Below are 12,553 nucleotides of genomic sequence, written 5' to 3'. Positions count from 1 at the left end.
CGCCTCGTGCACGACGACCGCGCCATCACCGAACACCGCCTCCGCCGGGTCCTGGCCGAGCGCGTCCGTCCCGCCGTCCACTCCCGCCCGGTCCCCCTCACCGTCGAGCGCTGGGAGGCCCCCGGCGAGCCGGTCCCGGTCGCCGAGGCGCTGGCCGCCCCGTACGGGCCCTGCGCGGCCGGCGACGCCTGGGGGCCTGCCTGGGGCACCACCTGGTTCAAGGTCACCGGCGAAGTCCCCGCCGACTGGGCGGGCCGTACCGTCGAGGCCGTCCTCGACCTGGGCTTCGACCGGATGATGCCCGGCTTCCAGTGCGAGGGACTGGTCCACCGGGCCGACGGCAGCGAGGTCAAGGCCCTCAACCCGTACAACGACTGGGTGCGGGTCGCCGACGCCGCGACGGGCGGCGAGCGGGTCGAGTGGTACGTGGAGGCCGCCTCCAACCCCGTCCTGGTCGAGCACGCCCCCACCTTCGAGGGCGACCGGCTGACCAGCGGGGACCGGCCGCTCTACCGGCTGGCCCGGATGGACCTCACCGTCTTCGAGCCCGAGGTCTGGGAACTCGTACAGGACCTCGACGTCCTCGCCGAACTGATGCCCCAGCTCGGCGAGGACGACGCACGGCGCTACGCGATCCTGCGCGCCGTCGACTGCGCCCTCGACGAGATCGACCTCGACGACGTCGCCGGCACGGCCGCCGCCGCCCGCGCACGCCTCGCCGGGGTGCTGGCCGCCCCGGCGAACGCCTCCGCGCACCGGATCAGCGCGGTCGGGCACTCCCACATCGACTCGGCCTGGCTCTGGCCGCTGCGCGAGACCGTGCGCAAGGTGTCGCGCACCACCTCCAACATGGTCGCCCTGATGGACGAGCACCCCGAGTTCGTCTTCGCCATGTCGCAGGCCCAGCAGTTCGACTGGCTCAAGACCCACCGGCCCGCACTCTTCGAACGGGTCAAGAAGAAGATCGCCGACGGGCAGTTCGTGCCCGTCGGCGGCATGTGGGTGGAGTCCGACACCAACATGGTCGGCGGCGAGGCCATGGCCCGCCAGTTCCTCTACGGCAAGAAGTTCTTCCTGGACGAGTTCGGCGTCGAGACCCGGGGCGTCTGGCTGCCCGACTCCTTCGGCTACACCGCGGCGATGCCGCAGCTGGTCGGGCTCTCGGGAGCACAGTGGTTCCTGACCCAGAAGATCTGCTGGTCCCAGATGAACACCTTCCCGCACCACACCTTCTGGTGGGAGGGCATCGACGGGTCCCGCGTGTTCACGCACTTCCCGCCCGTCGACACCTACAACAGCGACCTCGGCGGCGCCCAGCTGGCCCACGCCGCCCGCAACTACCGCGAGAAGGGCCGGGGTTCGCGCTCCCTGGTGCCCTTCGGCTGGGGCGACGGCGGGGGCGGCCCCACCCGCGAGATGCTGGCCCGGGCCAGGCGCCGGCGCGACCTCGAAGGCTCCCCGCGCGTGGAGATCGAGCGGCCCGACGCCTTCTTCGAGAAGGCCCGCGCCGAGTACGAGGACGCCCCCGTCTGGGCCGGCGAGCTCTACCTGGAGCTCCACCGCGGCACCTACACCTCGCAGGCCCGGACCAAGCAGGGCAACCGGCGCAGCGAGTCCCTGCTGCGCGAGGCCGAGCTGTGGGCGGCGACGGCCGCCGTGCGCGTACCGGGCCACGGCTACCCGTACGAGGACCTGGAGCGCCTCTGGAAGACCGTCCTGCTGCACCAGTTCCACGACATCCTGCCCGGATCCTCCATCGCCTGGGTGCACCGTGAGGCCCGCGCCACCTACGAGCGGGTGCGCGAGGAGCTGACCGCGATCACCCTCGCGGCGCAGACCGCCCTCGCGGGCGCGGGCGAGGAGGAGCTGGTCTTCAACTGCGCCCCGCACGAGCGGCGCGGCGTCCCGGCCGGCGGCGCGGGCCGTCCGCAACCGGCCGAGCAGCCGGTCACGGTGGAGGAGCGGCACGGCGGCGGACACGTCCTGGCCAACGGGCGGCTGCTGGTCGAGATCGACGGGCGGGGCCTGATCGTCTCCGCGTACGACCTGGAGGAGGGCCGCGAGGCGCTCGCCCCCGGCGGTGCCGCGAACCTGCTCCAGATCCACCCCGACTTCCCGAACATGTGGGACGCCTGGGACGTCGACGCCTTCTACCGCAACAGGGTCACCGACCTCACCGCCGTCGACTCCCTGGAGGTCACCGGGCCGGGCCCGGACTCCTGCACGGTCACGGTCACCCGCTCCTTCGGCTCCTCCGCCGTCACCCAGGCGCTCACCCTGCGGGCCGGGGCCAAGACCGTGGACATCACCACCGACGTGGACTGGCACGAGACGGAGAAGTTCCTCAAGGCGGCCTTCCCCCTCGACGTCAAGGCCGAACGGACCGCCTCCGAGACCCAGTTCGGCCACGTGTACCGGGCCACCCACACCAACACCTCGTGGGAGGCGGCCAAGTTCGAGATCTGCGCCCACCGCTGGATCCACGCGGAGGAGCCCGGCTGGGGCGTGGCGCTGCTCAACGACTCCACGTACGGGCACGACGTCACCCGCCGGATCCGGGAGGACGGCGGCCAGACCACCACCGTCCGGCTCTCGCTGCTGCGGGCCCCCCGCTACCCGGACCCGGAGACCGACCAGGGGCGGCACACCCTGCGCTTCTCCCTCGCGCCCGGCGCCGGCATCGGCGACGCGGTGCGCGAGGGGCACGCGTTCAACCTGCCCGAGCGGACCCTGCGGGGCGCCGGGCCGGTGGCCCCGCTGCTGGCCGTCGACCACGACGCGGTGGTGGTGGAGGCGGTCAAGCTCGCGGAGGACCGCTCGGGGGACGTGGTCGTCCGGCTGTACGAGTCCCGCGGCGGCCGCGCGAAGGCCGTCCTCAGGCCCGGGTTCGCGGTCGCGGAGGCGGTCGGGAGCGACCTGCTGGAGCGGCCCCTGCCGGGCTCGGCGGTCGGGGCCCCGGCCCCGGACGGCGGGGTCCCCCTCACCCTGCGCCCGTTCCAGATCCTCACGGTCCGCCTGCGGCGCGGCTGACCCCGGAGCCGGCCCGGACGAGGGCCGGCCGCGCCGCGTTCATCCGGTCGGCCGAGCAGCGCAGGCCGCCGGGGCTCCGCCGGGCAAGGCTGTGGGGAGGACCACCACCGCACAGACGAGGACCGTGCCATGTCCCACAGCCGACGGATCAGCACCATCGTGGGGGTCGCGGCACTGCTGCTGACGGCCTCCGCCTGCTCCGACCTGGGCCGGAGCACGGTGGGCATGCTCACGTTCCGGGGCCACGACTCACCGGTCGAGGTGAGCTACTCCAACACCCCGGTCGAGGGCTGCCACAAGATCCTGATTCCGAAGGGGGCCACCCACGTCGAGAACAACACCCTCGTGGACATCGTCCTGTACCGGACGGAGAACTGCGCCAAGGCCGAGGCCGAAGGGCCCGAGGGTGCCGAGGGCATCTACGTGGCCACGACGCTCTCGAACGTGACCGCCCCGCACAGCCTGCCCTGGCGCAGCTTCCGGGTCATCCACTGACGGCTCCCGCCCGGGGTGCGGCGTGAACTCCGCCACACCCCCGGCGCCGCGCGCCCCCGGGCCGGGGATTCCCGGCCCCGGGGGCGCGCAGCCGGTTATGCACTTAGTTGCAAAACCTGGCCCTCCTCGCTAGAACAGGTGCATCACCCCCGCGCGAGGAGGCGCCCCCTCATGAGTTCCCAGAGCCGGTACCCGCACCTGCTGAGCCCCCTGGACCTCGGCTTCACCACGTTGCCGAACCGCGTGATCATGGGCTCGATGCACACCGGCCTCGAAGAGCACGCGCACGGCTTCGAGCGCCTGGCCGCCTTCTACGCCGAGCGCGCCCGCGGCGGCGCCGGCCTCATCGTCACCGGCGGCATATCGCCCAACGACGCCGGACGCCCCTTCGAGGGCGGCTCCCGCCTCACCACCGAGGAGGAGGCCGCCGAGCACCGGGTGATCACCGAGGCGGTGCACGCCGAAGGCGGGAAGATCGCCATGCAGATCCTCCACTTCGGCCGCTACGCGTACCACAAGGACCTCGTCGCCCCCAGTGCGATCCAGGCCCCCATCAGCCCCTTCGTCCCCAACGAGCTCACCGGCGACGAGGTCGAGGCCACCATCGAGGACTTCGTCCGCGCCGCCCGCCTCGCCCGGCTCGCCGGCTACGACGGCGTCGAGATCATGGGCTCCGAGGGCTACCTGGTCAACGAGTTCATCGCCGCCGCCACCAACCGGCGCACCGACGACTGGGGCGGCGCGTACGAGAACCGCGTGCGCTTCCCGCTGGAGATCGTCCGGCGCACCCGCGCCGCCGTGGGCGACGACTTCATCCTGATCTACCGGCTCTCCATGCTGGACCTGGTCCCCGGCGGCTCCACCCTCGACGAGGTCGTCCACCTCGCCAAGGAGATCGAGGCGGCCGGCGCCACCATCATCAACACCGGCATCGGCTGGCACGAGGCCCGCATCCCCACCATCGCCACCTCCGTCCCGCGCGGCGCCTACACCTGGGTCACCAAGCGGCTGATGGGCGCGGTGAGCGTGCCGCTGGTCACCAGCAACCGCATCAACACCCCCGAGAAGGCCGAGGAGATCCTCGCCGACGGCCGCGCCGACCTGGTGTCGCTCGCCCGCCCCTTCCTCGCCGACGCCGACTTCGTGGCCAAGGCCGCCGCCGGGCGCTCCGAGACCATCAACACCTGCATCGGCTGCAACCAGGCCTGCCTCGACCACACCTTCAGCGGCAAGATCACCAGCTGCCTGGTCAACCCGCGCGCCTGCCACGAGACCGAGCTGGTGCTCTCGCCCACCCGCACGAAGAAGCGCGTCGCCGTCGTCGGCGCCGGCCCGGCCGGCCTCGCCTGCGCGGTCACCGCCGCCGAACGCGGCCACGCCGTCACCCTCTTCGAGGCCTCCGGGCACATCGGCGGCCAGCTCGACGTGGCCCGCCGCATCCCGGGCAAGGAGGAGTTCGAGGAGACCATCCGCTACTTCGGCACCCAGCTCGCCGCACACGACATCGACGTCCGCCTGGACACCCGCGCCGACGTGGACACCCTGCGCGGCTACGACGAGGTCGTCGTCGCCACCGGCGTCACCCCCCGCACCCCCGCCATCGAGGGCGTGGACCGGGAGAACGTCGTCGGCTACCTCGACGTACTGCGCGACGGCGCCCCCGTCGGGCGGCGCGTGGCCGTCGTCGGCGCCGGCGGCATCGGCTTCGACGTCGCCGAGTACCTCACCGACAGCGGCGAGGGCGCCTCCCAGGACCCCGAGGTCTACTTCCGGCACTGGGGCGTCGACACCGCGTACGCCGGCCCGGGCGGCCTCACCGCCCCCGAGCGGCCCGCGGCCCCCCGTCAGGTCACCCTGCTCCAGCGCAAGGCCACCAAGGTCGGCGCCGGCCTCGGCACCACCACCGGCTGGATCCACCGCGCCGAACTCAAGCACCGCGGGGTCGTCTCCGTCGCCGGGGCCACGTACGAGCGGATCGACGACGAGGGCCTGCACATCACCGTCGGCGGCGAACCGCACCTCGTGCCCGCCGACACGGTCGTCCTGTGCACCGGCCAGGAACCGCGCCGCGACCTGTACGAGGCGCTGCGCGCCGAGGGCGTCGAGGCGCACCTGATCGGCGGCGCCGACGTCGCCGCCGAACTCGACGCCAAGCGCGCCATCCGCCAGGGCACCGAAGTGGCGGCCTCCCTCTAGGGATCCGCGGCTTGTGGCGGCCCGCTCCGGGCCGCCACAATCACCGGGTGACGTTGACACCGGCAGACGCGGACAAGATTCTGGGCGACAACTTCGCCCCCTGGGTGCTGGCCCTGGGCCTCACCGTCGAGGAGACCGGCGAGCGGCACGCCGTCCTGCGGCTGCCCTGGTCGGACTCCCTGGCCCGCGACGGCGGCGGCCTGTCCGGCCAGGCCCTGATGGCCGCCGCCGACACCGCCACCGTCATCGCGATCTCCGCCGCGCGCGGGGCGTACGGCCCGATGACCACCGTCCAGCAGTCGACGAGCTTCCAGCGTCCGGTCGTCGCCGCCGACGTACTGATCGACGTACGCGTCAGCAAGCTGGGCAAGCGCATGGCCTTCGCCGACGTCACCATGACCCCCGAGGGGGCCGTGGAACCGGCGGCGAAGGCCTCCACGGTCTACGCCCTGCTCGGCTGAACCCGCGGCGTCAGAACCGCCGCGGACCGGACGGCAGCGGCAGCGGCTTCGGCGCCGGGAGCACGTCCTGCCGCTGGGCCGGGGCCGGAGCCGTCCGGCAGGTCACGTCCCGGTCGGGCAGCCGGCCCGTGGCCAGGTAGGAGTTGACCGGCGCGTTGGCGCAGGAGGCGGGGTCGGCCAGGTACACGCCGTGGCCCTCCCCGCCCATCGCGAGGACCATCCGCGAGCCCTTCAGGGCCCGGTGCAGGCCCTGCCCGCTCACCAGCGGGGTCTGCGAGTCCCACTCGTTCTGCACGGTCAGCACGTTCGCCCGGGTCTTCATCGGGGTGGCCGCCTCGGCGGGCCGCTGCCAGAAGGCGCAGGGCTTGATGTTGGAGGCGATGTCCCCGTACAGCGGGTAGCGGGCCTTGTCCCGCGCCGCGTCCCGCGCGTACTGGCCGGGATCGCGCGGCCAGGCGCCGGTGTCCCCGCACAGCACGGACCAGAACACGGCCGTGCCGTTGTCGGAGGCCGGCGCCGGGGCGCCCAGCAGCTCCCGCAGGTCCGGCACGGCCGCGCCGGCGGGCTGCGGAGCGCCCTCGGCGGCCGCCTTCAGCGCGGCGACGAGCGGCGCGGCCTGCTGCGGGTAGAAGAACAGGCCGCGCGCGGAACGGATGTCATCGCCCGTCAGCTTCATCCCCTGGAACTCGATCGGCTCGCGGTCGGCGCGGGCCACCAGGCCCCAGAACGTCGCCGACACCGCCTGCGGCGTCGCACCGAGCCGGTACTCGCCGTCGCGCTCCGCCGTCCACCGCGTCCACCGGACGAACGCCGGCTCGGCCTCCGTGGCCCACACCTGGATCATCCCGCGCCAGAGCAGCTGCGGGTCGACCCCGCTGTCGAGGACGAAGCGGTCGGTACGGGACGGGAACATCTGGGTGTAGACCGCGCCGAGGTAGGTCCCGTACGAGTAGCCCACGTAGGAGATCTTCCGCTCGCCCAGGGCCGCGCGGATCGAGTCCATGTCGCGGGCCGTGTTGCGGGTGGTGATGTACGGCAGGACCGAACCGGCCTTCTCCCGGCACTTGTCCGCGACGGTGCGCGCCCAGGCGACGTCGGCGGGGAAGGTCTCGGGGCGGTACGCGCGGTCGAAGTTCTGCTCCGCCTCGTTCAGTCCGCAGCTGATCGGGCTGCTGGCCCCGACGCCGCGCGGGTCGAAGCCGATCAGGTCGTAGCGCTCCCTGACCTCCTTCGGCATGGACTCCTCCATCATCAGCGGCAGGTCGAGCCCCGAGCCGCCGGGTCCGCCGGGGTTGAGCAGCATGACCCCGTGCCGCTTGGCCGGGTCCGGGCTCTTGATCCGGGATATCGCGAGGTCGATGGTCCTGCCGCGGGGGCGCTGGTAGTCGAGCGGCACCTTGAGCGTCGCGCATTCGTACGCGGCCGGCCGGTCCGTGGCGCAGCGGTGCCAGGAGGGCTGCCGCGGCTGGTAGTCGGAGGGGGCCGGGGCGGCCGCCGCCTGGGTGGCGGCGAGCAGGGGGAGGGAGGTCGCGAGGAGTCCGGCGGTGGCGAGCAGGGGCGCGAGGCGTTTCATGCGCACGGAGAGCCGTTCCTTTCGGAGAGGGGCGGTCCGTGCCACCTTGGAGCACGCGGAGGGTGGGGCGAATCATCCCTCAGGGCGGCTCCCGTACTTCTCCGTGCACCTCGGGAATGAGGTAAATTCCGGACAACTGGCCGACGCGCCGAACATGTTGGCGGATCCCGCGAGCCGCCGCGGAGTCAGTGCCCGCCGTGCTCCTCGCCCGTCTCCAGCGTGCCGCCGAGGCGTTCGCGGAGTGCGGTCAGGGCCTCGGGTGACGGGGCGGTGACCACCCAGCGGTTCCCCACGAGGTAGACGCCGCCGTACACCCGGGTCTCCGCCAGCCAGGAGTGCAGGCCCTCCTGGGCGGCGAAGGTGGTCAGGCGGTAGGCGCCCTGTGCGGTCGCGCACGCCCCCTGGCGCAGTTCGTCGGCCTCGGTGAGCGACTCGGCGGTGCAGCCCAGGGCGGAGGCGAGCTCCTCCACCGTGGCGGTCCTCCCGGCCGGGCTCGCGTCCGCGTGGGTCGCGTGGGCCGCCGCCCCGGGGTGCGCGGCCCGTTCCGTGGCGCAGCCGCCGGCCAGCAGCGCGGCGCACAGCGCGGCGCGGGCCGCGAGGAGGCGGCGGGTCGGGCGGTCTGACGGGGGCATGGCGACCTCGCTGGAGGGGATCGGCGGGAGAAGGGGGTGTGGTGCCCGGCGGGGAGGGGAGGGGGACCGGGCACCACGGATCATGGGTGTCCCGGCCGGCTCAGCCGGCCGCCTTCTTCCCCTTGTCGGTGACGGCCCACCAGAGGTTCTGCTTGCCCTGCCCGTTGACGTCGCCGGGCGCCTTGTCACCGGTGAACGTGTAGACCGGCCAGCAGTCGATGGTCAGCTGTTCCGTGCCGTCCGGCCTTTTCACCGAGCCGATCAGTTTCGGGTCGATTCCCGACACCTGCGTCTTGTCGACGAGCGGGGCGGGCTTCCAGGTGTCCGTGCAGGAATCCACGCAGCCGATTTTCATCGGCCAGGCACTGTCCTTGTCGAAGCGGTAGAGGGTCCAGCCCTCCGCGTTCTGGACGATGTTCCCGAGCCTGGCGTCCTTCCGTACCGAAAGCGCGACCTTCGCCGCTTCCTGCGACCCCTCTTTCGCCCCTCCTCCCGATTCCATTCCGTGTCCCTGCATTTCCGTTCCCGTTCCCGTTCCCGGCGCCGCTCCCTTTCCGGCGCCGGCCGGTTTCCCGTCGGGTCCCAGGACGTGCCAGGTGCCGCCGACGCCCTCGCCGAGGGCGTCGCCCGCCTTGGTGTCCTTGGCGTAGTGGTACACCGGCCAGCCCCCGACCGTCAGCTGCTTGCTGCCGTCGGCCCGGGTGACCGAACCGAGCAGGGCGGCGTCGACGCCCGCCCCCGCCGAGGCGTCGTCCGCCGGGACCACCGGCCAGGCCTTGGCGCAGTCCCCCTCGCAGTTGGACTTGGGCGGCTTCGCGGTGTCCTTGTCGAAGCGGTAGAGCGTGAACCCGTCGCCGTCGGCGACGCCGGAGCCCACGTTCGCCATCTCCCGCACCTGGAGCTTCCCGGCCGTCCCGCCCTGCCCGCCCCCGCCGGCCGGGCCGGCGCCGGAGCCCTCGCCGTAACCCGATCCGGATCCCGCCCCGTATCCCGAACCCCCGTCGGAGCCGTATGCGCCGAGCTGCTTCCCGGAACCCGCCGGCTGGACCGCGTCCGCTTTCGAGGAGGGTTTGTCGGCGGCACCGCATCCGGCCGTCAGCAGCAATACCGCGACCGCCGACCCGGCGATTATCTCCCGGCGCATTGTCTTCACGATCTCTCCTTGGGACTCGGTGCCGTCGTGCTCTTTGCCTGCGGTCATTGATACGGGGCGAACGGCGGCCGGAGCGGATATCCACGGGAATTTGTCAGATCGCGCCAACAATGAACTCGCAGGCGTCCCGCACTCGTGCGCCCGCTCATTCCTGGATGCGCAGCGCGAGGGCGGGGCAGCGGCGCACCGCCCGCAGCGCCTTGGGCCGCAGGTGGCCCGGCACCGGCATGGACGCCTCCGCCGGGAAGCCGTCCGCGTCGAGCCGCACCACGTCGGGCAGGACGTCCACGCACAGCCCGTGCCCCTTGCACAGGGTCCAGTCCACCACCAGCCGCTCCGGCGGACTCTCGTCCTGCGGCAGCGGCAGGGCTCCCGTGATCCGCCGCCCGCAGCCGCTGCCGAGGGCGTGGTCGCGGAACTCCTCGGGGAACGCGGCGAGCGCGGAGGCCACGAAGTGCGAGGTGCCGTCGGGATGGCTGCACGCACCCCGCCCCCGGACGGCCCTCAGCCGCGTCTCCACCGCGTCGAGGGCGCCGCGTCCCCCGCCCCGCACGGCGTCCTCCAGTACGTCGGCCAGCCCGGGCAGGCCCCGTACGCAGGGCCCGCACTGCCCGGCCGACTCCTTCGCCATCCAGCGCGTCACCCGCGCGACCTCGCCGGCCGGACAGGTGTCCTCGGGCAGCGGCAGCACCGCCCCCGCCCCCAGCACCGCCCCGAAGGCGGACAGCGACCCCCGGGACACGTCCGCCGAGCGCGCCGCCCCCGGGTCCAGCCAGCGGCCGTGGTACCCGCCGACCAGTACGCCCTGCCCGGTACGGGTGCCGCACAGGTCGAGGACGTACGCCAGCGAGGTCCCCGTCGGGGTCTCGACCACCGTCTGCCCGGCGACGGTCAGCAGCACGGTGCCCGGCTCGGAGGGCAGGCCGGCCGCCCGGTAGTCGGGGGCGCCCATCCGGGCGGCCACGGCGAGCTGCGCGTAGGTCTCGGTGTTCGACAGCAGCGTCGGCACCCCGCCCAGCCCCCGCTCGCTGGTCCGCACCCGCCGGCCGGACGGCAGCGCCGCGCCGCCGTTCAGCCCGCCGACCATGGCGGTCCCCTCGCCGGTCACGAAGCGCTCGGGCAGCAGGGCCACGCGCACCCTGCGGCCGCCCGGCCCCCGTTCCGCGACCGCGTCCCGTACCGAGCGCTCCACGTCCGCCCGGGTGACGGCCACCACCACCTCCTCCGCGCCGACCGCGGCGGCGGCCAGCAGCGCGCCGTCGAGCACCAGGTGCGGGGCGTGCAGCAGCAGCGCCTTGTCCTTGAGGCAACTCGGCTCCCCCTCACTGCCGTTGACCACCACGGCCGTCGGCCCCTCGCGCTCCCGGGCGGAGCCGATGACGGCACGCAGCTTCCGGGCGAAGGGGAAACCGGCTCCGCCGCGGCCCCGCAGGTCGATGTCGGCGGCAAGGTCCACGAGTTCGTCGGAGGCGTACCGCGGCAGCGGGCCGTGCGCCGCCAGATGGGCCTCGCGGTCCAGCCGCGGGTCCCGGTCGAGCCCGGCGAGCAGCCGGGGGGTGCCCACGCAGCCGAGGCCGGGGCGTGCGGCTCCGCTCACGACCACCGCTCCCCGTCGCCGAGGGGCCCGGGCCGCCGGTCGGCGCCGGGGCCCGCGGCGGCGGCCGCGTAGGGCGCGCGGCCGGGCCGCGACGACGCCGCGGCGGGCCCGGGGGGCGCGCTCCTGCGGGGCCGTACCAGCAGGTCCGCCAGCGGCACGTCCTGGATGAAGAACGGTCGTACGCGCGGGGGTTGGACGGGCGCGCTCCCGGCGCCGGTGTTCTGCGGGGCGGGCGGCTGCCAGGCGGCGCCCAGCCCGCGGGCCCTGAGCCGGAAGGCGAGCAGGGCGATGACCCCGGCCAGGCACAGCCCGTAGGCCGCCGTCACCCAGGTGTCGGCGGCGCGGCCGGCCTTGAGCCCGTGCAGCAGCGACGCGCCCCACGCCGGGTACGCGCCGATGTGCAGGGCCCGCCACCACAGGGAGCGGCTCTTGGTGGCGAACACACTACGCAGGGCTCCGGAGACCGCGACGGCCACGAAGAGATATCCGGCCAGGGTGCCCAGGCCGATGACGACGGGCCGGCCGCTGTCCGCGAACGGCACGGCGGCGGCAGCGGCGTCGGCCTGCTTCCCGGCCACCTTGACCCAGATGTGCAGGCCGAGGAAGCCCAGCCCCGCCACGGCGAGGCCCCGGTGCACGCCTTGGGCCAGCAGCCGGTGGCCCGACCCGAGCAGCACCCGGTCGGTGGCCACCAGCCCCCACAGGACGGTGGAGGTCAGGCAGACGAGCGACAGCACGCCCGCGCCGAAGTCGAGGAACTCCCACAGGCGGGTCAGGGCGCCCGCGCGGGCCGCCACGAGGAGCGAGACGAGCGCCGCGCCGGCGGCGCACAGCGCACTGGGGCGCAGTCTTCCCGCCGAGGGCAGCAGCGAGGGCCGCCGGACGGCCCGCCGCCCGGCGGCCGGAGCCGCGGCGGCCTCGGCCGCGTGGCGACTCCTGCGTCGTGCCCTGTGGGAGCGGGGTATGTGCGGCTGGGGCAGGGGCATGCGGTTCTCCTGAGCACCCGGGCTCCGAGCGGTCCACCTCGCGCTCGGCTCCCGGGGGTTGGGGGACGGTGACGGCCGGCAGCGCTGCGAATTCCCGCGCCGGCCGAGGGGCTCGGGGGCCGGAGTGCAGCAGCATCGTGGAGCTACGCAGCATCTCCACAGGATTTATCGAAACGTGATAATTTCTCGCACCGCGTCTACAGCGCATCGAACAACCCCGGAAGATTCCCCTCCAGTGGAGGTTGCGACAGGCCACCGCCTCGTCGGCCATCCATGCGTCCCCGGCCGCAAAAACAAGGCAAACCCGTGGGACCGAAAGTGGCCGGAACCCTCCAGAAGGGGATGCGGTGGCTGCAACTCTCTTGGCAGACAGGGTTGTTGGCGAGTCCGGCACCCTGGCGGGCCTGTCACCCCTGCACCGGACAGGCCT

9 protein-coding genes are annotated in these 12,553 nt (G+C 73.8%); 4 read left to right on the top strand and 5 right to left on the bottom strand.

Annotated elements, in window-relative coordinates; genetic code table 11:
• Window positions 1-6: 6 nt before the first annotated feature.
• The 4 genes from ABD973_RS03600 (at window position 7) to ABD973_RS03585 (ending at window position 6,182) form a co-directional block, all read left to right on the top strand.
• Window positions 7-3,030 (top strand): alpha-mannosidase, encoded by a 3,024-nt coding sequence (locus ABD973_RS03600; protein WP_125823255.1) that lies wholly within the window; start codon window positions 7-9, stop codon window positions 3,028-3,030.
• 129 nt (window positions 3,031-3,159) lie between these two features.
• The gene (locus ABD973_RS03595) at window positions 3,160-3,525 is read left to right on the top strand and encodes a hypothetical protein (protein WP_125823256.1); all 366 of its coding nucleotides are present in this window, start codon (window positions 3,160-3,162) and stop codon (window positions 3,523-3,525) included.
• Window positions 3,526-3,696: 171 nt separating this feature from the next.
• Entirely contained in the window at window positions 3,697-5,721 is a 2,025-nt protein-coding gene (locus tag ABD973_RS03590) for an oxidoreductase (protein ID WP_345498389.1), read from the top strand.
• A gap of 47 nt (window positions 5,722-5,768) precedes the next feature.
• Window positions 5,769-6,182 carry a PaaI family thioesterase gene (locus ABD973_RS03585; protein ID WP_125823258.1) on the top strand — a complete coding sequence of 138 codons (414 nt, stop codon included), beginning with the start codon at window positions 5,769-5,771 and terminating at the stop codon, window positions 6,180-6,182.
• Between the two features lie 10 nt (window positions 6,183-6,192).
• On the opposite strand, the gene ABD973_RS03580 is transcribed toward ABD973_RS03585, so the two are convergent.
• The 5 genes from ABD973_RS03580 to ABD973_RS03560 form a co-directional block, all read right to left on the bottom strand.
• Complete coding sequence (locus ABD973_RS03580; protein ID WP_386381821.1) at window positions 6,193-7,761, bottom strand: alpha/beta hydrolase; 1,569 nt, start codon at window positions 7,759-7,761, stop codon at window positions 6,193-6,195.
• Between the two features lie 179 nt (window positions 7,762-7,940).
• Window positions 7,941-8,387 carry a hypothetical protein gene (locus tag ABD973_RS03575; protein ID WP_125823260.1) on the bottom strand — a complete coding sequence of 149 codons (447 nt, stop codon included), beginning with the start codon at window positions 8,385-8,387 and terminating at the stop codon, window positions 7,941-7,943.
• A gap of 100 nt (window positions 8,388-8,487) precedes the next feature.
• Window positions 8,488-9,531: an SCO0930 family lipoprotein gene (locus tag ABD973_RS03570; RefSeq protein WP_345504455.1), complete on the bottom strand. Its 1,044-nt coding sequence runs from the start codon at window positions 9,529-9,531 to the stop codon at window positions 8,488-8,490.
• Window positions 9,532-9,685: 154 nt separating this feature from the next.
• Window positions 9,686-11,137 (bottom strand): NADH-ubiquinone oxidoreductase-F iron-sulfur binding region domain-containing protein, encoded by a 1,452-nt coding sequence (locus ABD973_RS03565; RefSeq protein WP_345498385.1) that lies wholly within the window; start codon window positions 11,135-11,137, stop codon window positions 9,686-9,688.
• The gene (locus ABD973_RS03560; protein WP_206436598.1) at window positions 11,134-12,123 is read right to left on the bottom strand and encodes a hypothetical protein; all 990 of its coding nucleotides are present in this window, start codon (window positions 12,121-12,123) and stop codon (window positions 11,134-11,136) included. Before ABD973_RS03560 ends, ABD973_RS03565 begins: the two co-directional genes overlap by 4 nt.
• Window positions 12,124-12,553 lie beyond the last annotated feature (430 nt).

It is taken from the genome of Streptomyces racemochromogenes (genome assembly GCF_039535215.1).
Taxonomy (GTDB): domain Bacteria; phylum Actinomycetota; class Actinomycetes; order Streptomycetales; family Streptomycetaceae; genus Streptomyces; species Streptomyces racemochromogenes.
Note: the sequence above shows the minus strand (reverse complement) of the source record. Positions and strands in the feature narration are given on the sequence as shown.

Excerpts from the sequence above, each read along its gene's own strand:
- ABD973_RS03595 (WP_125823256.1), top strand. The coding sequence starts at position 3,160 with ATGTCCCACAGCCGACGGATCAGCACCATCGTGGGGGTCGCGGCACTG.
- ABD973_RS03590 (WP_345498389.1), top strand. The coding sequence starts at position 3,697 with ATGAGTTCCCAGAGCCGGTACCCGCACCTGCTGAGCCCCCTGGACCTC.
- ABD973_RS03575 (WP_125823260.1), bottom strand. The coding sequence starts at position 8,387 with ATGCCCCCGTCAGACCGCCCGACCCGCCGCCTCCTCGCGGCCCGCGCC.
- ABD973_RS03570 (WP_345504455.1), bottom strand. The coding sequence starts at position 9,531 with ATGCGCCGGGAGATAATCGCCGGGTCGGCGGTCGCGGTATTGCTGCTG.
- ABD973_RS03560 (WP_206436598.1), bottom strand. The coding sequence starts at position 12,123 with ATGCCCCTGCCCCAGCCGCACATACCCCGCTCCCACAGGGCACGACGC.